This is a genomic window from Mycolicibacter sinensis (genome assembly GCF_001667945.1).
Lineage (GTDB): Bacteria > Actinomycetota > Actinomycetes > Mycobacteriales > Mycobacteriaceae > Mycobacterium > Mycobacterium sinense_B.
In genome coordinates this window covers 1-19,348 of the sequence record NZ_LZJK01000049.1, presented here as the reverse complement: position 1 = coordinate 19,348, position 19,348 = coordinate 1, and the positions used below count along the sequence as shown (strand labels likewise).

Sequence of the window (19,348 nt, the reverse complement as noted above, 5' to 3'; positions counted from 1 at the left end):
GATCACCGCCGGGGCTGACGGCACGGCAGGCGGCACAACCGGGGCCACCACCGGAGGAGGGGCGACCGCAGCCGGTGCTACCTGAGCCGCCCCGCCCACCGCCGCCGCCGCCAATCGGTCCGGTGATGATCGGAATCGGAATCGGGAACGGGATCACCGCCGGGGCTGACGGCACGGCAGGCGGCACAACCGGGGCCACCACCGGAGGAGGGGCGACCGCAGCCGGTGGTTCCGGAAGCACCGGGGCCACAGCGGGTTTGGGCAACGGTGCCTGCGGCGGGGGCGCGGATACCGGCTTAGGGGCGGGCAATGCGGGCAGGAAGTTGCCCGGCACCGGCTGCGGCTGCAGCGGTTGCGCGACCACCGGAGGCTCCACCTGGGTAGCCGCGGCTGTCGGGCGGATGCCCACCGTCACCGCCACGGCCAACGCGGCGCAGCCGGCGACCAGGATGCCGCCGACCGTGCTGCCCACCAGGAGTGCGCGGCCCACCGGCGGCGGCAACGCCTCGACCTCGCCGCTGGCGGCCTCGGCTTGGTCGTCGTCGTAGTCGTAGTCATCGTCGGCGTACTCCACCGGCAGCAACTCGGAGTCGTCGTCGGTCAGCGAGTACGCCAGCTGTTGCTCGGGCTCAGCACCGCCGACCCCCGGCGTCACCGCGGTGGCTGTCGCGTCCGCGGTCTCAGTATCGGGCAACGCGGCCGCCGCCATCGTCGACTCAGCGGCCGTCACCGCGGGTGCGGCCATCGTCGCCGCCGGCGACAGCATGGCCGTTTCACCGTCGTCACCCGAAACATCGCGCGCCAAGGCCACCGCCGAGCGCGCATGAGACTGCTCGGAGACGTTCTCGACGCCCGCGTCGGCGAGCGCCCGACGAAGTTCGGCCAGCAATTCCGGATCCGGCCAGCACAGCCGGGTGGCGGCCAGCCGATGGCCTTCGTCGGCGAGCATCCGGTGCGTCCCGGTCACCGTCTCGGCCAGCGTTCCGACCGGATCCTGCGTCAGGTCAAGCATCGACTCGTCGAGCACGGCATCGCCGTAGGCATCCGATTCGACCAGCGCCAGGCGGGCCAGCGCGCCGGTAACCGAGACGCCCAGCGCGACATCCATCTGCGCGCCTCCTTCCGCCGCCGGCTCCGATTCGCCAGTTTAGCCGCGCGAACCAATATCCCGGCGGCGCGAACGTCGCTGATCAGCGGCGCACCCTCGCCCCGCGGTTATGGTGAGCAGGTGATCGCGGAGTCGACCAGGCGCTGGAACAGCGGCCGGGACGTGACCGCCGCGATACTGCTGTGCGCTGCCCCGGCGTTGCCCTGGAGCCTGTATTTCGGGGCCGGAATTCCCGGCAGCGACACCAGGTTGCTGGCGGTGCTGGCCGCGGTAACGGTGCTCGCACTGGGGTCAGTCGTCGTGACCTATGTCGGCCCCTGGGCGATGCGGGGCCGGCATGCCAACCCCGCGCTCGCCGGGCGGCTGCGCCGGTTGCTCAGCGCGCCGTACCTCTTGCTGGTGCTGGCCGTAGCGGTCGCCGACGTCGTGCAAACCATCCGCTTCGGCGGCAGCTCCCGTCCGCCGGGCGGTGTGGGACCGGGGGCCTGGCTAGGGGCCACCGGTGCCTTACTCGCCGGGCAGCCAGTGCTCGCCGGACCGGTCCGGTTCTGGCAGCGCGGGGCCCGGGTCCTTGGCTACGCCGCGATCGTCGGCGCTGCCTTGAGCGTGTTGTTCAATCTGTATTGGCGGGTGCGCTACGCCCTGCCCGATGCGCACTCGGCCGGCGACTTCGGTACGCAGCATGTCGCGATCATCGTGACCGCGCTGGTGTACGGGCTGGTGGCCTGGGTCGCCGTGTTCACCGCGTCGCGCTGGATTCTGCGGCGCGACAAAGCCTCCCAGCTCGGTGTGGTCTTGCTCGGCGGCGCCACCCTGCTGGCCGGGGTACTGGTGTGGGCGCTGCCGGTGGGCCGGGTCATCGACGGATTTCACGGTATCGCGCAGAACACCTCCACCGCCGGCGTCGGATTCGAGGGCTACCTGGTGTGGGTGGCCGCGGCGGCGATCTTCGCGGTGGCTGCGGTGCGCGACGTATCGGCCACGACCTGGCTGGGCGCCACGCGTAATACGTTGCTGCTCATCATCGTCTGGTGCCTGGGTTCGGTATTGATGCGGATCACCGACCTCGCGGTAGCCGCCGGTCTGGATCTACCGCGTTCGCCGTATGACAGTGCGGCGATGGCGTCCTTCGACGTGGTGACCGCGGTGGTCGCGATCTGGCTGCGGATCAATCTGGGCAATCGGACGCTTCCGGCGGCCGCCCTGTGGTCGGTGGCTGCGGTCTTGTTCGGGTTCACGATCGCACGCCTGGTGGTGGGCATCGGGCTGGCACCGCGGCTGGCGGAGGCACAGCGAGCCGAGGCGCTGGCGAACCCCGTCTATGGCAACGGGCTCGCGCAGCAGATCACCAGCACCTTCGACGTGGTGCTGTGCGGGCTGGCGCTGTGCGCCCTGGTGGTCGCGATCATCGCCGGCCGGCTGGCCCTGCCCGATGGCGACCGGCCCAAGCCCGGTGACGCCGGCGCACCGCGCATCTTCCGGTCGGAGAACTCGACGGCACCCTCCCCGGCCGGCGCGCCGAAGATCTACCGGGGCGCCGGCGACTCGGCCGGCGACGCCCCGCTGATGCACGGCCACTCGCACCGCAATTGACGGCTCGCAGCGTTTATCGGACGAGGACGCCGGGTAGCCGACACTGCGCTTTAGCTGGCTCGGCTGGACGATACGCATGAGGTCACGATGAACATCCAACTCGTTGCAACGACGGCACGCCCCGTCACCCGGCTCCTGGTCGCCGCGATGGTGATATGCGGTAGCGCACTGCTGGCCCCGGGCGTCGCGGAGGTCTCGGCACAACCCTGCCCGGACGTGGAGGTGGTGTTCGCGCGGGGCACCGGCGAGCCACCCGGCGTCGGCGGCATCGGCCAAGCCTTCGTCGATGCGCTGCACGCCAAGGTGGGTGCGCGCACCTATGAGGTGTATCCGGTCAACTATGCCGCCAGCAGCGACTTCAGTGGCGGCGTCGACTTCGCCCGCACCGTCGTCGACGGAATCCGCGACGCCGCCACCCACATCGAGAACACCGCCGCGAACTGCCCCAACACCCGGATGGTGCTCGGCGGCTTCTCGCAGGGCGCGGCGCTGGCCGGCTACACCACCTCGGCCGAGATTCCCAAAGAGGTACCCGCCGAGTATCTCGCGTTCATCCCGCGGCCGATGCCGGCGTCGGTGGCCAACCACGTCGCCGCCGTCGTCCTGTTCGGCACGCCTTCGGCGGAGTTCTTGCAGCCCAACGGCGCACCGCCGGTCCGGATCGGGCCGCTGTACGCGTCCAAGACGCTGCAGCTGTGTGCCGACGGTGACACCATCTGCAATGGCGCCCCGGCCGGCGGGCCGCCCTTCGCGCACGCGTCCTACGGCGTCAACGGGATGACCGAGCAGGGTGCCGATTACGCGGCCGCCCACCTCTGAGCTACGGCAGCTCGAACGGCAGCTGAATGCCCTCGTGCGGCAGACAGTGGGTGCAGGTGCGCTCTTCGTCGACGCGTTCAATGCCCTGCCGCACCAGTTTTTTCAACGGCTCGATGTTCTTCTGGAATTCGGCGAAGACGTCGACGGCCTTCACGCCGCTGCCGACGTCGACACCGGCGTCGAGGTCGGTGACCAATGCGATTGCGGCGTAGCACATTTCCAGCTCGCGAGCCAGTACCGCTTCGGGGTAGCCGGTCATGTTGATCAGGCGGAAACCCGCCGCGGCGAACCATTGGCTTTCGGCGCGGGTGGAGAACCGCGGGCCCTGGACGACCACCATGGTGCCGCCGTCGACGACGTCGGGCAGGCCGGTCACCGCGGTCCGCAGCACCGGGCAGTACGGATCGGCGAATTCGACGTGCACACCGCCGTCGTCGAAGTAGGTGTCGGCGCGGCCCCGGGTGCGGTCCACCAGCTGATCGGGCACCACCACCGACCCGGGTGGCAGCTCGGGTGTCAGACTGCCGACCGCACAGGGCGCCAGGATCCGTCGCACCCCCAGTGTCCGCAACGCCCACATGTTTGCCCGGTACGGCACCGTGTGCGCCGAATATTCGTGCCGTTCGCCGTGGCGGGGCAGGAATGCGACCTCGTGACCGCCGACGGCACCGACGGTGATGTCCGCGCTGGGCTTACCGTAGGGGGTTTCGCACGCCACCCGGCGCGCGTCGGCACCGAAGAACGAATAGAAGCCACTACCGCCGATCACGCCCAGCAAGGTGTGCTCCTCCCGCATGCAAGGATCGTGCCCATGTCGCAAAAGGCCAGCTTTGCACAGTGGATCGAAGGCGCCCGGCCCCGCACCCTGCCCAACGCGATCGCCCCGGTGATCGCCGGAACCGGCGCGGCCGCCTGGCTGGGCGCCGCGGTGTGGTGGAAGGCGCTGCTGGCGCTCGCCGTCGCGGTCGCGCTGATCATCGGGGTGAACTTCGCCAACGACTACTCCGACGGCATCCGCGGCACCGACGACAACCGGACTGGCCCGCTGCGGCTGGTGGGCTCGCGGCTGGCCACCCCGCGAGCGGTGCTGACCGCGGCGATCACCGCGCTGTCGGTGGGGGCGCTGGCTGGTCTAGCGCTGGCGCTGCTGTCCGCCCCGTGGCTGCTGGCCGTGGGTGCGGCCTGCATTGCCGGGGCGTGGCTGTACACCGGCGGGTCGCGGCCGTACGGCTACACCGGCCTGGGCGAGGTGGCCGTGTTCGTGTTCTTCGGTCTGGTTGCCGTGCTGGGCACCCAGTACACCCAGGCGCTGCGGGTGGACTGGGTCGGGGCGGCGCTGGCCGTCGGTGTGGGCTCGCTGTCGTCGGCGGTGCTGGTGGCCAACAACCTGCGCGACATCGCCACCGACAAGCCGGCCGGCAAGATCACTCTGGCGGTGCGGCTGGGCGACGCCCGCACCCGGGTGTTGTTTCAGCTGCTGCTGGCGCTGGCCGGGGTGCTGACGCTGGCGCTGATGCGGGCCACCCCCTGGTGCGCGGCCGGGCTGATCGCCGCGCCGCTGGCGGTGCGGGCCGCGGCCCCGGTGCGCGCCGGCAAGGGGGGCGCCGCGTTGATTCCGGTGCTGCGTGATACCGGGCTGGCGATGCTGCTGTGGGCGATCGTGGAGGCGGTGGCGTTGGGGCTGGCGTGACAAGCCGGTCCCACGAGTCCCAGGAGCCCCAGCTCAGGGGCATGCGGATCTTTCTGAATCGGATATCGCAGGTGCTATCAACACCGAGGTCACCACTCGGTGATAGCGCAGGCGCAATCGTTTTGAGAAACATCTCACCCCCGCGCCCACGGTACGCAAGTGACTGGCGTGACGCGTGGGGAAAGGCGCCATCGGCGGCTCAGGGCGGGCGGCTCAGGCCGGGTGGCTCAGGCCGGGTGGCTCAGTCGGATTCCCCGCGCAGCCGGGCTTCCAACTGCTCGCGGTCGCGCCGGCGCCGCTCGCCGGCCAACGCCATGCTCGCGGTGGCACGCCGGCGCAGCGGAGCGAACACCCACATGCCCAGTGGCAACGCGATGATCAGCGCCAGCAGCACCGCCACGATCGGCGGGAAGTCGCTGAGCCCGATCAGCCGCCCGACCCCGTAGATCGCCGCGCTCAGCACGATCAGCAGCCCCAGCCGCGCCGCGGCGTACACGGCCACATCGACTATCGCACGGCCCGATGGGGCACCACCTGCTGTCACGTCCACCAAGCCTACTGTCGGGTCCCAGAGGGTACGGCGGCACTAACGGTATATTCGGCGCCAGGAGGTGTCGCGAGTGCTCTACCTGCTCCTCGTCCTAGCCTTGGGGACACTGCTCTACATCGGTCTGCGCGCCAGCCGGGCGCGGCCGAAGACGCGCGTCATCGGGCCAGACGACGACCCGGACTTCCTGTGGCAGCTCAGCCACGGCGACAACCAGCCGTAGCGGCTCGATCTAGACGAAGTGCTGGTTGAACCGGTCGTCGCCCGGGAACGCTTCGGCGACGATGGCGGCCAGCTCCACCAGCGCCTCGCGGGTGTCCCGCTTGAGGCGCAGCAGATCGATCTCGGCGCCCTCCTCCAGGTGCGGGTCGAACGGCACCAGGCGCACCGCGCGGCAGCGCCGGGAGAAGTGGTCGACCACCTTTTGCATGTCCACCTTGCCGCCCCGCGGCCGCACCGCGTTGATGACCGCGATCGAGTTGCGGACCAGCTCCTCGTGGCCGTGCGCATCCAGCCAGTCCAGCGTCGCCGAGGCGCTGCGGGCGCCGTCGACCGACCCGGAGCTCACCACGATCATGGTGTCGGCCTTGGCCAGCACCGCTGACATGGCCGAGTGCATCAGGCCGGTGCCGCAGTCGGTCAAGACCAGGCTGTAGAACCGCTCCAGCACCTGCAGGGTGCGGGCGTAGTCCTCGGCGCTGAACGCCTCGGACACCGCCGGGTCGCTCTCGGAGGCCAGCACCTCCAGCCGGCTCGGGCCCTGGTTGGTGTAGCTGCGGACGTCGCTGTAGCGCTGAATGCCGTCAGCGTCGCGCAGCAGGTGACGCACCGTCGCCGGGGTCTCCATCGGCACCTTCTGGCTCAGCGTGCCCCGGTCCGGGTTGGCGTCCACGGCCACCACCCGGTCACCGCGGATGGAGGCGAACGTGGCCCCCAGCGTCGCGGTGATGGTGGTCTTGCCCACGCCGCCCTTCAGCGACAGCACCGCGATCCGGTGACAGCCCTGCAGCGGCCGGTTGACCTGCACCACCAGGTCGTTGTAGCGCGCGGTGCGCGGGCTCTCCCCGACGTTGATCAGCTGGCCGGACAGCACATAGAGCAGTCGGCGCCAGCCGGACGTCGGCGGCGGTTTGACCTGCCGCAACAGCGACGTGGTGGACAGGTCCGAGAACGGCGCGATGGGCTCCGCGGGCCGATACGGGGCGTTCCCGCCGCTGGGGGCGCCGCCGTAGTAGACCGGGGCCGGGTTCTCCATCGGCTGCGGGACCCAGGTCGCCGGGCCGGGGTTCCACTGCTGTTGCTGGGCCTGGGTCTCCCCGGGTGACGGCCACGGGTCGAGCGGTTCGGAGAACCGGCGCTCGGTGCGGAAGCCCCCGAAAGACCTGGTCGCCGAAGTTTCGGTGCCTTCCGCGGCGTCGGCCTGCCGGTTGAACGACCCGGTGTCGGGGTTGACGGCAGGGGTGCCGGCGGGCGTGTCGTCAGCTCCGGCGACCTGCTGGTACGGCCGGAACTGGGTGGTCGGATGATCCGTCATGTCGTGGCCCTGGGTGGCATCACCCGGTGCATGGTCAGACACTGATATCTCCCCCATCACGGTGGTTGGGTCGAGTCGGTGGACGTCTGTAAGCGCAGGGTAGCGCAGGCGACCTAAGCGTATCTGTCAGCAGCGTTAGCCGACCCCGGCATAGGAGTGCAGTCCGACGGTCACCAGATTGACGAAGAACAGGTTGAAGATCATGGCCACGAAGCCGGCCACGTTGATCCAGGCCGCCTTGTAGTCGCGCCACCCGGCCGTCGACCTGGCATGCAGGTAGGCGGCATAGATGATCCAGGCGACGAACGACACCGTCTCCTTGGGGTCCCAACCCCAGTAGCGGCCCCACGCACCTTCGGCCCAGATTGCGCCGAAGATCACTCCGAAGCCGAACACCGGAAACGCGAAAATCGTCGTCCGATACGCGATGCGGTCCAGGGTTTGCGCGTCCGGCAGCCGGCGCACCATCCGGGCCAGCGCGCCGGGCGCCTCGGGGTCACTCAACCGCGACGACCGCACCAGGAACAGAATGCTGGCCACGCCGGCCACCAGGAACACCCCCGAGCCGATGCTGACCACCGACACGTGGATCGGTAGCCAGTAGGACTGCAGCGCCGGCATCACCGGTGCGGCGGTGGCGTAGAGCCAGCGCCCGGAGACCGTCAACAGGATCAGCACCGGCAGCAGCACGAACACCCACAGGCTGCGGTGTTGCGGACGGCGCAACGCGACCGCGGCGGCCACCAGCCCGGAGAAGCAGGTCAGGTTGATGAACTCGTACATGTTGCCCCACGGCGGGCGCAAGGTGGCGGCGCCGCGGAACACGATGCAGGCCAGCAGCAGGGCGATGCCCAGGTAGACCAGCGCCAGCCCGGCGCGACCCACCCGCTCACCGAGCGGCCGCCGCGCCGCCGGCGCCACCACCCCGGGGGTGGTGCTGTCGGCGCGCACCGCCCCGGCGGCCACCAGCTCGGCCTCGGCGGGCCTGCGGGCACGGCTGTAGGCCAGTTCGACGGCCAGCAGCAGCAGCGCGATGACGAGCACGATCAGCGCCGAGGTGAACGCCCAGTCGGAATAGCGGGCCAGCCCGACGTCGATGTGACTTGTGTTCATGGCCGCTGCTCCTCCTCGTCGCTGCGCTCCGCATCGTCGACAGCGGGGTTCATCTAGCTCTCCTTGCCGAACAACCGCGCGCTCAATCGCTCGAACTCGTCACCCCAGCCGGCGTTGTCGGTGCGCGCCAGCCCGCCCAGCTCGACGTTCACCGTACCGGCGGCGGGCGTGATCCGGATCCAGACCCGGCGCCGGCGCACCACCAGGGAGACCACCAGGCCGGCCATCATCGTCATTGCGAACACCAGCACCCAGACCTGGGCCGGATCATGCGACAGCTGGATGTTGATGAACGGCACGGCGCCGTCGAAGCGCACCCGGGTGCCGTCGTCGAGGCGGATCTCCTCACCGGGCTTGAGGTTGGACCGGGCCGCCTTGGTCAGGCGGCCCTGGTGGATCAGCCGGGAATCCAGGGTGAACAGCCCCTGCGGGCGGCCGGTGTCCAGGCCGGTGTCGCCGCGGTAGACGTCGACCGCCACCGCGGGGTCGTGTAGCGCCGGGAACCGCGACGACAGCAGCCCGCGGTCGAACTCCGCGGTCGGCGCGAACAGCCCCTGGATCCCGATCTGGTGCTTGCGGCGTTCGGTGGCGTCGGGATAGGTCCCAGCCGGGGGGTCGATCCGTACCGCCCCCGACGACAGCAGGGTCAACGGGTCGTCCGGGCGGAACTGGACGGTCTGGGTGCGGGTTTGGCCGTCCGGGAAGATCACCGTGAAGCTGGGGGCGTAGCCGTGCCCCTGCAGGTAGGCCCGGACGCCGCCCACCCGCAGCGGATGGTTGACCTCCAGCAGATACGGGCGCCACCGGTTGGCGCGCAGGTCCTCGCCGGCCTGGTAGTCGATGTGCGCCGTGAACGAGGTGGCCAGCCCGGAGACCAGGTAGTTGGCGTCGAAGTCGTTGACCCGGATGCACATCGGGTGCAGCCGGGTGCCGTCGACGGTGGTGCCGGCGCGGAAGGAGTCGAAGGCGGCCGGAGATGCCGAGCAGAACCCCGGCCCGCCGTCGGCGATGACCATGACGTTGCCCTCGTAGCCGAACAGCCGGCCGACCGCGACCGAGGCCAGCAGGCCAAGCAGCGCGAAATGGAAGATCAGATTGCCGAATTCGCGCAGATACCCCTTCTCCGCCGACACCGTGACGGTGCCGCCTTCTGCGCGGGTGATCCGCCGCCAACCGCGCAGCCGCCCGGACATTTCGGCGGCGAGTTTCTCGGGATCGCCGGTCAGCTGCGTCTCGGCGTGTTTGGGCAGCCGGGCCAGGTTGCGCGGCGCGGCGACCGGGCGGGCGCGCAGGTTGCGCAGGTGTTCGAGGGTCCGCGGGGTCAGGCAGCCGATCAACGACACGCACAGCAGCACGTAGATGGCGGTGAACCAGAAGCTGGAGAAAACGTCGAACGCCTCCAGCCGGTTCAGCCACGGTCCGAGCACCGGGTGAAGCGCCAGGTACTCCTCGACCTTGGCGGCGTTGAGGTTACGTTGCGGCAGCAGTGCCCCGGGGATCGCGGCCAGCGCGAGCAGGAACAGCAGCACCAGCGCGGTGCCCATGGACGTCAGCGCCCGCCAGGTGTTGCGGCCCCTGGCGGTAACCCCGCCGAGCAGACGTGAAAGCCCCTTAAAACCACCTGTTTTGGGGGCTTTCGCGTCTGCTCGCGGTGGAGGGGTGGGGTGCGGCGGGGTGGTGGTACTCATCAGATCGGCAGCCTCACGTCAGAGACCAGCCCGTCGCGCACCGCGGCCACGAAGTGCCCCCAGCCGCCGGTCACCAAAGCCAACCCGACCGCGATCAGCAGCACCCCGCCGGCGATCTGAATGGCCCGGGTGTGGCGGCGCAGCCAGCCCAGGCCGGCCACCGCGCTGGCCGACCCGAACGCCAGCGCCACGAACGGAATGCCCAAGCCCAGGCAGTAGGCGATCACCAGCACCACCCCGCGGGCCACGCCGGCGCCGTCGGTGGCCGAGGCGACGGCGATGACCCCGGTCAGCGTCGGCCCCAGGCACGGCGTCCAGCCCAGGGCGAACACCGCGCCCAAAAGCGGCGCGCCCAGCACCGTCGACAGCTGCTGCGGAGTGAAGCGAAGTGAGCGCTGCAGCGCCGGGACGAAGCCGATGAACACCAGGCCCATCAGGATCGTCACCGCGCCGCCGATCCGCTCCAACATCAGCTGATTGCGGATCAAGGTGGTGGTCATGCCCAGCACGGCGACCGAGCCGAGCAGAAACACCGCGGTGAACCCGGCGACGAACAGCGCCGCCGACCCCGCGACACGCCACCGGGCCGACCGGGGCGGCTGCAGCGCATCAGCCGGAGGTTTTTCGTCGACGCCGACCACCGCCGCCAGGTACGACAGGTAGCCCGGCACCAGCGGCACGACGCACGGCGAGGCGAACGACACGAGACCGGCCAGCGCCGACACCGCGACGGCCAGCAGCAGCGGGCCGGTGGCGGCGGTGGCGGTGAGGCCGTTCACTGCGGCGCCTCGGCAGCCAGCCGCTGTATCACCGGCTGCAGGTCTTCGGCGAGCACCTCGCGCAGAAACACCGCGGCCACCCGGTGCTGCCGGTCGAGCACCATGGTCGCCGGGATGACCGATGAGGGATAACGGCCGCCGAAGGCGATCATGGTGCGCATCGCCGGGTCGTAGATCGACGGGTAGGTCACCTGCCGGTCCTTGATGAAATCGCGGGACGCCTGCGGCTCGGGGTCACGGACGTCGATGCCCAGAAAGGCCACCCCGTCGGCGCGGGTGGCGTCGTAAACCTGTTGCAGCTGGCTGATTTCGGTGCGGCACGGTCCGCACCACTGCCCCCAGACGTTGATCACGACGACGCGGCCACCGAAGTCGTCGACGCCGATGGTGCGCTGCGGGTCCATCAGGTCGGGTCCGGAGATCGGGCCGGGCTTACCGCGGGCCTCCGGCGGGTCATAGAAGATGTCGGTCTTGCCGCCGGGCGAGACGAACTCGAAGGTGCCGCCGTGGGTCACCGCGTCGTCGCCGACCGAGCAGCCCGAGATCAGGGCGGCCACCACCACCCCGGCGATCAGCACCGCCCGCATCGTCAGCCGCCGGACGGGACACGGTAGTCGACGTCGACCAGCCGATCACCGTCATAGATCAGCGTGGTCACCGAACCCACGTCGCACTGCCGCCGGCGTGGGTCGTGCCAGAGCCTGTTGCCGGTCAGGTACTGCCGCACCGTCCACACCGGCAGCTGGTGGCTGACGCACACCACCTCATGGCCGGCGGCGCGGGACCGGGCCTTGTCCACCGCGGTGGCCATCCGGGCGGCGATCTCGGCATAGGGCTCGCCCCAGGTCGGGGTGAGCGGGTTGCGCAGATGCCACCAGTACCGCGGGTTGCGCCAGGCGCCGTCGCCCGGCGAAACCCGTTTTCCCTCAAAGATATTGGTTGATTCGATCAGGTTCTCGTCGGTGTCCACCGGCAGGCCGTGGCGGGCGGCGACCGGCGCGGCCGTCTCCTGGGCCCGCTGCAGCGGCGAGGCGATCACGGCGACGATGTCGGCATCGGCCAGCATGTCGGCGGCGGCGACGGCCTGGGCGCGGCCGGTCTCGGAGAGCCGGAAGCCCGGGATGCGGCCGTAGAGAATGCGGTCCGGATTGTGGACCTCGCCGTGGCGGATCAGGTGGACGCGGGTCTGCATCAGGGTTTCGGCTCTCCGGTGGTGGCGGCGGCACGGGCGGCGGCGGGCAGCGCTGCGGCGATCCGCTCGAAGGCCTCGTCGGACAGCGCAGAAGAGACGAACCAGGCTTCGAAGGCGCTGCACGGCGGATAGACGCCGGCATCGAGCAGCGCGTGGAAGAACGCCGGGAAACGCCACGTCTCGCTCGCCTTAGCGGCGGCGAAGTCGGTGACCGGTTCCTCGGTGAAGAAGACACTGAACATGTTGCCGGCCCGCGGAATCTGGTGCGCCACACCGGCGTCGGTCAGGGCTTCGGACAGCATCGCGGTCAGCCGGTCGGCGCCTGCGTCCAGTGCTGCGTAGACGTCGGCGTCGGCGGCGCGCAGCGTGGCCAGCCCGGCGGCGACGGCCACCGGGTTCCCCGACAGCGTGCCGGCCTGATACACCGGTCCGAGTGGCGCCAGCCGGTCCATCACCTCGGCCCGGCCGCCGAAGGCCGCGGCCGGCAGCCCACCACTGATCACCTTGCCGAAGGTGAACAGGTCGGCGTCGACCGGATCGAGCCCGTACCACCCGCTGGCGCTCACCCGGAAGCCGGTCATCACCTCGTCGATGATCAACAGCGCCCCGTGCTGCGCGGTGATGACCCGCAGCGCGGCATTGAAGCCGGGCGCCGGGGGCACTACGCCCATGTTGCCGGGGCTGGCCTCGGTGATGACGGCCGCGATCTGGTCGCCGAATTCGGTAAACGCCGCGCGCACCGCAGCGATGTCGTTGTAGGGCAACACGATCGTGTCGGCGGCGGTGGCACCGGTGACACCGGGCGACGCCGGCAGTGCCAGGGTGGCCACCCCGGAGCCGGCGTCGGCGAGCAACGCGTCGACGTGGCCGTGGTAGCAGCCGGAGAACTTGACCACCTTGGCCCGGCCGGTGAACCCGCGGGCCAGCCGCAGCGCGCTCATGGTGGCCTCGGTGCCGGAATTGACCAGCCGGACCTTTTCCACGGCGGGCACCCGGGCGATGATCTCGGCTGCCAGCTCGGTCTCGGTGGCCGTCGGCGCCCCGAACGACAGCCCGGCACCGGCAGCAGCGCGGACCGCGTCGACCACCGCCGGATAGGCGTGGCCGAGGATCATCGGCCCCCAGGAGCAGACCAGGTCCACATACCGGTTGTGATCGGCGTCGGTGAGCCAGCAGCCCTGGGCTTCGGTGATGAACCGGGGCGTACCTCCCACCGAGGCGAACGCGCGGGCCGGCGAGTTGACCCCGCCGGGAATCACGGCGCAGGCGTCATCGAAGAGCTTCGCCGAGGCGCGCACGAGGGCCCCGGTCCGCCGGTCGGTGCTGGGCATAGCCTTCAGTGTCCCAGCTGGTCCCCGGCGGTCAACTACGGGGTGTAGTGGAAAGACGCGAGTCCTTCAGGGCCGCCAGCGTGCGGCGCGCCGCGCGTTCGCCGCTGCGCACTGCGCCCTCCATATTGTCGGGCCAACTGCTGCGCTCGGCGCCCGCGAACTCCAGCAGCCCGTGCGGCTGGGCCAGCAACGGGCCCAGGGCACAGACCTGGCCGGGGGCGAACACCGCGTCGCAGCCGCCGATGTGCCGCTCATCGGCCCAGCGCATCACCGTCGGGGATCGCAACTGGTCGGGCCGCACGTCGAAGGCGCTCGCCAGGTCCGCGACCAGCGCGTCGTCGTGCGCATCGGCACCGGCGGGCGGGACGAACCCGCTCACCCGGTCACCGCGTCGCCACCCGCCCCACAGGGTCCCACCGCCGAGCACCGTGTTGTGCCGCACCGAATGGCCCTGCGGGAGCAGGGCGATCACCTTCGTGCCCGGGCCGATGTGAAGATCGGGTAGTCGCTGCAGATCGCCGGGCAGGGGCGGGTCGAAGGAGATCGTCGGCAACTGGGTCACCGGCACCGCCACGATTACCCGGCCGGCCCGCACCGACAGCTCCGTTGCCTGGATCGCTGCGGTGGCACCGTCCTGGCTGATCCGCTCGATCGGCGTATTCAACACAACGGCCAGCGGCTCGGCGAGCCGACGCGCGACCTGCTGGGCGCCCTGGCGGATCCGCCACTGAAAGGTCGCGTTCATGCTGCGGACCGGGCCACCGGCGATCCGGAGCAGCCACAGCAGGTGCAGCAACGACATGGCGTCCAACGCCTGGCAGGCCAACGAGCCGATGAGCCGCTCGAGCAGGTTGCGGGCCTCGGTATCGAGGCCGAGGTCATCGAGCCATCCGGCGACGGACCGGTTGTCGAGTTCGGCGGCCCGGCGCGCCGTCCACGGCGCTTCGGGGTCGATCCCGCGCGACTGCCAGGCCGCGCGACCGATCGCGCGGGCCAACCCGGGCCAGGTCCGCGGTGGCGGCAGCCGGCCGGTGGTCGACCGATCCGGAAGGCGCCAGCGTACCGGCCGGCCGAGGTTCGCCGCGGGCTCGACGTCGAGGCCCAGGTCTCGCACCAGGCGGTGCATCCGCCGGTGCGCCCGTCCGATCCATTCGCCGCCGAAGTCGACCATCTGGCCGCCGAGTTCGCGGGAGCAGGCCCGTCCGCCGACCTCGTCGCGCGCTTCGACGACGACGACGCTTCTGCCGGCGCGCTGCACCGCTCGAGCCGCCGTCAGGCCGGCCAGCCCGGCTCCGACAACAGCCACGTCGACGGGGGGTACAGTGGCCTCCGACCCCATGAGACAAACGTATCAGACATTTGTCTCAGTCAATAGGGAGCCGCCGCCCGTGACCCGCAGGACCGGAAATCGAGAGCGCCTGCTCGATGCCGCGATGCGCTGCATCGAGGAACGCGGCTACGCGCGCACCACAGCCCGCGACCTCGTCGCCGCCTCGAACACCAACCTCGGCGCTATCACCTACCACTTCGACTCCAAAGAGGCGCTGCTCAACGAGGCACTGGCCGAGTGCTCCCGGCGCTGGCAGCAGCAGGTACGGCAAGCCCCGGCCGGCACCGCCGCCGGCGACCCGTGGGAAAGTGCCATCGGGGCCGCCCGGGGCGCCCTGCAGAGCGGACGGGGCATCGCCGTCGCCTACGTGGAGGCCTGGTCCCAGGCCGAACGATCCCCCGAGTTGCGCCGCCAGCTCGCGGAGCACTACCGCGAATTCCGCAGCGGCGCAGCCGCGCTGCTGCACACATTGGCGGCCCCACCGGATGGGCCCGACGCCGAGGCGCTGGCGGCCGTCCTCGTGGCTGTCGTCGACGGCCTGATGATCCAGTGGTTGCTCGACCCCGACGCCGTTCCCGACACCCGACGGCTCGCCACGGCACTTCGCCGATTGACCGGAGCCACCGCGGCGGAGTAGTCGGATAAGGGGTTGAGGTGGCCGCGCCCCCGGAGTTGGATGGCCCTCATGCAACTACCGCAACGTCTGGCCCGCTTTAACCGGCACGTCACGAACCCGATCCAGCGGATGTGGGCCGGCTGGGCGCCGTCCTTCGGCATCCTCGAGCATGTCGGCCGCCGCTCCGGCAAGCCCTTCCGGACGCCATTGACCGTTTTCAGCACCGATGACGGCGTGGCGATCCTGCTCACCTACGGCCCGGACCGGGATTGGCTGAAGAACATCACCGCCGCCGGCGGCGCCAAGCTGCGCCGGCACGGCAAGACCTTCGCCGTCACCAATCCACGGGTGGTGAGCAGGGACGAGGCGGCGGCGCACGTCACCGGGTTCGGTCGCCGCGCGTTTGCGCGGCTGCCCTTCGAGCAGGCGGTGCTGCTGGACCGCGCCGGCTGACTACCCGGTTGGCGTGCCGGGGCTGCCGGGCTGCCCCGGCGCTCCGGTCGGGTTTCCGGCCCCACCGGCACCGGCGGCGCCCGCCTTTCCGGCCTCGACGCCGTTGCCGCCGTCACCGCCGTCACCGCCGTGGCCACCCGGGCCGACCGATCCCCCGGCCGCCGCCGCACCGCCGGCACCGCCCGTGCCACCGGCGCCACCGGCAACCGCGGCCGCACCGTCGCCGGCGTCGCCCCCGTTGCCTCCCGCGCCCCCGGCACCGCCGTCGGGATGGCCGGCCGTGCCGGCGCCGCCGGCGCCACCCGTGCCGCCCTTGCCACCGCCGCCGCTCTCCCCGGCGGTCGGGTGGCCGAGTTGCCCCTGACCGCCAGCGCCGCCATCGCCGCCGTTGCCCGCGGTACCGGCCCACGACCCGGCCGCACCGCCGTTTCCGCCGGCACCGCCCACCCGGCCATGGCTGGGGACACCGCCGTAGCCGCCCGAGCCGCCGGCACCGCCGTGGCCGCCGTTACCGCCGTTGCCGTCGGAGCCGGCCAGCGCGTCGCCGCCGTTGCCGCCCGGCGCGCTGAATCCCCCGGGCCCGGCATTGCCCATGAACACCAGGTCGCCGGCGTTACCGGCCGCCCCGCCGTCGCCGCCGTTACCACCGCTGGGGTGGTCGGCGGTGCCGGCACCGCCATTGCCGCCGTAACCGCCGGAGCCGCCCGGGCCGCCGAAGCCGGCCACCGCGTTGCCGCCGTCGCCGGCGTTGCCGCCGTTGCCCCCATTACCGCCGCCATTGCCCCAGCCGCCGTCACCGCCGTCGCCGCCGCGACCGCCGGCGCCGAACAGTGAGATGGCCTCCCCGCCGAGCCCGCCGTCACCGCCGTTACCCGCAGTGCCCGAGATGCTGTCCAGGCCGTCGCCGCCCCAGCCGCCTTCCCCACCGTTGCCCAGCAGCCAGCCACCGGTTCCGCCGTCGCCGCCGTCGGCGCCGGCCCCGCCGTCGCCGCCCCAGCCGCCGTTGCCGATCATGAAGGCGTTACCGCCGTGGCCGCCGACCACGCCCGCGGCGATGTTCTCGTCGCTGCCGGCGCCGTAGCCGTTGCCGCCGTCACCGAACAGCCAGCCGCCGTCGCCGCCGTCCGGGTGATCCACGGTGCCATCGACACCGTTGCAGATCAGGCCGCACGCGCCGTCAAAAGCGAAGAGCGGGTTGATGATCGGGTCGATCAGAGCACCAGGGCCCATCATCCACAGATTGCCCAAGTCGTGGATGGTGGCGTAGAGCTGGTTCTGGATCAGCCCAGCGAAGACGACCTCGGCCACCGACGCCCAGGTGTAGATGTCGGTGCCGACTTGGTCGAGAGTGTCCACCGCCGGCGCCGGATCGGCCGCAGCGAAGGCGTCCATCAACGGGTCGAGGGAGAACAGCTCATCGACGTCCGCGCGCGCCGGCGCGGCGGTCAGTGGGCTCAGCCCGAGCGCGAGGAACGTCCCTACCGACGTCGCCGCGCCGACGGCACGAAAGGGGTTCGGGTTCACAGCGCGACGAGCAGGCATCCACCGAACTTATCCAGCCGGATGGGTATTCCACAACTACGGATATTTGACCGAAGGTCGTTGGGCATGTGCGGGTCCACAGTTCGATACTCGCCGCACCTACCAGTGGCGGTCAGCTGCTGACGAGGCCGGGCGCCGGGTGTATTTTGTGCCGGTGACGGCCGGCTCGCAATCCCCGCTCGCCTGGCTGCTGGCACCGGTGACGGTGCAGACCTTCCTCGATGAGCTGTGGGGCGCCGCGCCGCACCACATCGCCCGGGACCGCGCCGACTACTTCGACGCGCTGGCCGGGCCGTCATCGGCCTCGCAGCTGCTGGAAGCGCTGCGCACCGAACCGTCGGCGGTGCGCCTGGTGCGCGGGGCCGACCATCTGGCGCCGCAGCACTACACGCGCGCCGACGGCACCCTGGACCTGGCCCGCATCCACGCCGAGTCAGACCGCGGCTACACGATCATCTGCAACAACATCCAGAAGTACCTGCGGCCGATGTCGACGCTGACCCACGGGGTCGAGGTGGAGCTGAACTTCCCGACGCACGTCAACGCCTACCTCACCCCGCCGGCCTCGACGGGTTTCCTGCCGCACTACGACCACCACGACGTGCTGGTGCTGCAGATCCACGGCAACAAGACCTGGTACTTCTACGGCGACGATCCGATACCGCCACACCGGATGCAGCAGATGCACGAGGTCGACCCGGCCGGCCTGCCGGCACCGACCAGCCTGCAGCTGGCCGCCGGGGACACCCTGTATCTGCCCCGGGGCCGGGTGCATTCGGCCGAGACGACCTCGGAGCCCTCGGTGCACCTGACGGTAGGACTGCACGTTCCGACGGTGCTCACGCTGCTGACCCACACGCTGCACCTGCTGAGCCTGCGCAACGACGCGGTGCACACCCGGTTGCCCGCACGACATCTGGACGACCCGCAGGTGCGCGCCAGCCTGGGCCCGCCGATCCGGGACGCGCTGGCCGCCATGGAGGCGTCCGACGCCCTCGCCGAAGGCCTGGGCGCCATGCAGGATTTCCTGGTACGCCGCGCCCGCTGCCCGGTCGTCGGGCAGGTCGACGACACCGTCGGCCTCGATACCGACACGCTGGTGTGCAAGCAGCACCCGCTGTACTCCCGGGTGACCACCACCGCCGACGGTGTGGGCCTGCAGTTCGCCCAGCTGATCGTCAGCGCCCGCCCGGACCACGAGGCCGCGATGCGGTTCCTGTCCGCACGCACCGAGCCGTTTCGGATCGGCGAACTGCCTGGGCTGGCCGCCGCCCAACAGATCGAATTGGCCCGCAGCCTGATCATGAGCGGCTTCCTGGTGCGCCCGGACGTCGCCGAGGCATCATCGAGTCCATAAATGCGGAGAATCCGCGGGCAAGTATCCGTATTCCGAGGAAACTTCCAAAGGGAATAATCGAGATTTGAGGATGTAAGCTCCGTACATCCAACGCGGGAAGGCGGCGATGACGGAGCCAATCTGGATGGCGTCACCACCGGAGGTGCACTCGGCGTTGCTGAGCAGCGGTCCGGGCGCGGGGCCACTGCTGGCGGCCGCCGGGATGTGGGACGCGTTGAGCACCGAGTACACCGCGGTGGCGCAGGAACTGTCCACGCTGCTCTCGGCGGTGCAGGCCGGATCCTGGCAGGGGCCGAGCGCGGAATCCTATGTGGCGGCCAACGTGCCCTACCTGGCCTGGCTGACCAAGGCCGGCGCCGACGCCATGACGCTGGCCCGCCAGCACCAGACCGCCGCCTGATACGTCGACATCGTGGTGGCCGCCTGCACCCACATCCGGGTGTAGTCGGCCTCGTTGACGGCGATCGGAATCGCGTTGACCCCAAAGAAGTTCGTCGCCACCAGCACCGCGTGGACGGCGTGGTTGGCGGCCAGCTCGGCCAGGGTGGGCATCGTGGCCAGCGCGGAGGTGTAGGCCGTGGCGGCGGTCTGGTGCTGGCGGGCCAGCGTCATGGCGTCGGCGCCGGCCTTGGTCAGCCAGGCCAGGTAGGGCACGT

The 19,348-nt window shown here is 70.9% G+C and carries 18 protein-coding genes and 3 pseudogenes; 8 read left to right on the top strand and 13 right to left on the bottom strand.

The genetic code is table 11. The features are described 5' to 3' along the window. Positions 1 to 1,108 (bottom strand): annotated as a pseudogene (locus A5694_RS23960) (hypothetical protein); the annotation flags it as partial. A gap of 120 nt (positions 1,109 to 1,228) precedes the next feature. Between A5694_RS23960 and A5694_RS06285 the strand changes: the two are divergent. Together A5694_RS06285 and A5694_RS06280 are read left to right on the top strand one after the other, a co-directional pair. Further along, on the top strand, positions 1,229 to 2,701 hold the full coding sequence (locus tag A5694_RS06285) for a hypothetical protein (protein ID WP_109535615.1): 1,473 nt from the start codon (positions 1,229 to 1,231) through the stop codon (positions 2,699 to 2,701). Positions 2,702 to 2,788: 87 nt separating this feature from the next. Next, entirely contained in the window at positions 2,789 to 3,520 is a 732-nt protein-coding gene (locus A5694_RS06280) for a cutinase family protein (RefSeq protein WP_082952543.1), read from the top strand. A 1-nt stretch (position 3,521) separates the two neighbouring features. Here A5694_RS06280 and A5694_RS06275 read toward each other — a convergent pair whose 3' ends face one another. Next, positions 3,522 to 4,316, bottom strand: a complete 795-nt coding sequence (locus A5694_RS06275; RefSeq protein ID WP_109535614.1) for an S-methyl-5'-thioadenosine phosphorylase — start codon at positions 4,314 to 4,316, stop codon at positions 3,522 to 3,524. Positions 4,317 to 4,331: 15 nt separating this feature from the next. Between A5694_RS06275 and A5694_RS06270 the strand changes: the two genes are divergently transcribed. Next, positions 4,332 to 5,210, top strand: a complete 879-nt coding sequence (locus A5694_RS06270) for a 1,4-dihydroxy-2-naphthoate polyprenyltransferase (protein ID WP_064920977.1) — start codon at positions 4,332 to 4,334, stop codon at positions 5,208 to 5,210. Positions 5,211 to 5,451: 241 nt separating this feature from the next. On the opposite strand, the gene A5694_RS06265 is transcribed toward A5694_RS06270, so the two are convergent. Then, complete coding sequence (locus A5694_RS06265; protein ID WP_082952544.1) at positions 5,452 to 5,754, bottom strand: DUF4229 domain-containing protein; 303 nt, start codon at positions 5,752 to 5,754, stop codon at positions 5,452 to 5,454. 76 nt (positions 5,755 to 5,830) lie between these two features. Between A5694_RS06265 and A5694_RS23120 the strand changes: the two genes are divergently transcribed. Then, the gene (locus tag A5694_RS23120) at positions 5,831 to 5,980 is read left to right on the top strand and encodes a hypothetical protein (RefSeq protein WP_109535612.1); all 150 of its coding nucleotides are present in this window, start codon (positions 5,831 to 5,833) and stop codon (positions 5,978 to 5,980) included. Between the two features lie 9 nt (positions 5,981 to 5,989). Here the strand turns inward: A5694_RS23120 and A5694_RS06260 are convergent, their stop codons facing one another. From A5694_RS06260 to A5694_RS06225, 8 genes are all read right to left on the bottom strand, one after another. Continuing rightward, positions 5,990 to 7,348 carry an AAA family ATPase gene (locus A5694_RS06260; RefSeq protein WP_082952542.1) on the bottom strand — a complete coding sequence of 453 codons (1,359 nt, stop codon included), beginning with the start codon at positions 7,346 to 7,348 and terminating at the stop codon, positions 5,990 to 5,992. Positions 7,349 to 7,426: 78 nt separating this feature from the next. After that, positions 7,427 to 8,404 (bottom strand): c-type cytochrome biogenesis protein CcsB, encoded by a 978-nt coding sequence (ccsB, locus tag A5694_RS06255; protein WP_064920974.1) that lies wholly within the window; start codon positions 8,402 to 8,404, stop codon positions 7,427 to 7,429. A 53-nt stretch (positions 8,405 to 8,457) separates the two neighbouring features. Then, a complete protein-coding gene (gene resB, locus A5694_RS06250; RefSeq protein ID WP_207515932.1) occupies positions 8,458 to 10,092 on the bottom strand; it encodes a cytochrome c biogenesis protein ResB in 1,635 nt (544 codons plus the stop codon). Then, positions 10,092 to 10,871, bottom strand: coding sequence for a cytochrome c biogenesis CcdA family protein (locus A5694_RS06245; protein WP_064920973.1), 780 nt, complete (start codon positions 10,869 to 10,871; stop codon positions 10,092 to 10,094). Before A5694_RS06245 ends, resB begins: the two co-directional genes overlap by 1 nt. Further along, a complete protein-coding gene (locus A5694_RS06240; protein WP_064920972.1) occupies positions 10,868 to 11,458 on the bottom strand; it encodes a TlpA disulfide reductase family protein in 591 nt (196 codons plus the stop codon). The genes A5694_RS06245 and A5694_RS06240 overlap by 4 nt, the downstream gene beginning before the upstream one ends. A gap of 2 nt (positions 11,459 to 11,460) precedes the next feature. Further along, positions 11,461 to 12,063, bottom strand: coding sequence for a histidine phosphatase family protein (locus A5694_RS06235; RefSeq protein ID WP_064920971.1), 603 nt, complete (start codon positions 12,061 to 12,063; stop codon positions 11,461 to 11,463). Beyond that, positions 12,063 to 13,394: a glutamate-1-semialdehyde 2,1-aminomutase gene (gene hemL / locus A5694_RS06230; RefSeq protein WP_064920970.1), complete on the bottom strand. Its 1,332-nt coding sequence runs from the start codon at positions 13,392 to 13,394 to the stop codon at positions 12,063 to 12,065. Before hemL ends, A5694_RS06235 begins: the two co-directional genes overlap by 1 nt. A gap of 31 nt (positions 13,395 to 13,425) precedes the next feature. After that, positions 13,426 to 14,700 carry a flavin monoamine oxidase family protein gene (locus A5694_RS06225; protein WP_165604282.1) on the bottom strand — a complete coding sequence of 425 codons (1,275 nt, stop codon included), beginning with the start codon at positions 14,698 to 14,700 and terminating at the stop codon, positions 13,426 to 13,428. Positions 14,701 to 14,782: 82 nt separating this feature from the next. Here A5694_RS06225 and A5694_RS06220 point away from each other — a divergent pair, with 82 nt between their 5' ends. Beyond that, entirely contained in the window at positions 14,783 to 15,361 is a 579-nt protein-coding gene (locus A5694_RS06220; RefSeq protein ID WP_165604281.1) for a TetR/AcrR family transcriptional regulator, read from the top strand. Between the two features lie 48 nt (positions 15,362 to 15,409). Beyond that, positions 15,410 to 15,793 (top strand): nitroreductase family deazaflavin-dependent oxidoreductase, encoded by a 384-nt coding sequence (locus A5694_RS06215; RefSeq protein ID WP_064920979.1) that lies wholly within the window; start codon positions 15,410 to 15,412, stop codon positions 15,791 to 15,793. Here the strand turns inward: A5694_RS06215 and A5694_RS24910 are convergent, their stop codons facing one another. Then, positions 15,794 to 17,335, bottom strand: a complete 1,542-nt coding sequence (locus A5694_RS24910) for a PGRS repeat-containing protein (protein WP_165604280.1) — start codon at positions 17,333 to 17,335, stop codon at positions 15,794 to 15,796. 154 nt (positions 17,336 to 17,489) lie between these two features. Between A5694_RS24910 and A5694_RS06205 the strand changes: the two genes are divergently transcribed. Both A5694_RS06205 and A5694_RS22415 read left to right on the top strand, forming a co-directional pair. Next, positions 17,490 to 18,692, top strand: a complete 1,203-nt coding sequence (locus tag A5694_RS06205; protein WP_064920978.1) for a JmjC domain-containing protein — start codon at positions 17,490 to 17,492, stop codon at positions 18,690 to 18,692. A 106-nt stretch (positions 18,693 to 18,798) separates the two neighbouring features. Beyond that, positions 18,799 to 19,089 (top strand): annotated as a pseudogene (locus A5694_RS22415) (PPE family protein); the annotation flags it as partial. On the opposite strand, the pseudogene A5694_RS06200 reads toward A5694_RS22415, so the two are convergent. After that, positions 19,041 to 19,348, bottom strand: a pseudogene (locus A5694_RS06200) (PPE family protein); the annotation flags it as partial. The pseudogenes A5694_RS22415 and A5694_RS06200 overlap by 49 nt on opposite strands.

Excerpts from the sequence above, each read along its gene's own strand:
- A5694_RS06280 (WP_082952543.1), top strand. The coding sequence starts at position 2,789 with ATGAACATCCAACTCGTTGCAACGACGGCACGCCCCGTCACCCGGCTC.
- A5694_RS06275 (WP_109535614.1), bottom strand. The coding sequence starts at position 4,316 with ATGCGGGAGGAGCACACCTTGCTGGGCGTGATCGGCGGTAGTGGCTTC.
- A5694_RS06270 (WP_064920977.1), top strand. The coding sequence starts at position 4,332 with ATGTCGCAAAAGGCCAGCTTTGCACAGTGGATCGAAGGCGCCCGGCCC.
- A5694_RS06260 (WP_082952542.1), bottom strand. The coding sequence starts at position 7,348 with ATGGGGGAGATATCAGTGTCTGACCATGCACCGGGTGATGCCACCCAG.
- ccsB (WP_064920974.1), bottom strand. The coding sequence starts at position 8,404 with ATGAACACAAGTCACATCGACGTCGGGCTGGCCCGCTATTCCGACTGG.
- resB (WP_207515932.1), bottom strand. The coding sequence starts at position 10,092 with ATGAGTACCACCACCCCGCCGCACCCCACCCCTCCACCGCGAGCAGAC.
- A5694_RS06240 (WP_064920972.1), bottom strand. The coding sequence starts at position 11,458 with ATGCGGGCGGTGCTGATCGCCGGGGTGGTGGTGGCCGCCCTGATCTCG.
- A5694_RS06235 (WP_064920971.1), bottom strand. The coding sequence starts at position 12,063 with ATGCAGACCCGCGTCCACCTGATCCGCCACGGCGAGGTCCACAATCCG.
- hemL (WP_064920970.1), bottom strand. The coding sequence starts at position 13,394 with ATGCCCAGCACCGACCGGCGGACCGGGGCCCTCGTGCGCGCCTCGGCG.
- A5694_RS06215 (WP_064920979.1), top strand. The coding sequence starts at position 15,410 with ATGCAACTACCGCAACGTCTGGCCCGCTTTAACCGGCACGTCACGAAC.
- A5694_RS24910 (WP_165604280.1), bottom strand. The coding sequence starts at position 17,335 with ATGCCTGCTCGTCGCGCTGTGAACCCGAACCCCTTTCGTGCCGTCGGC.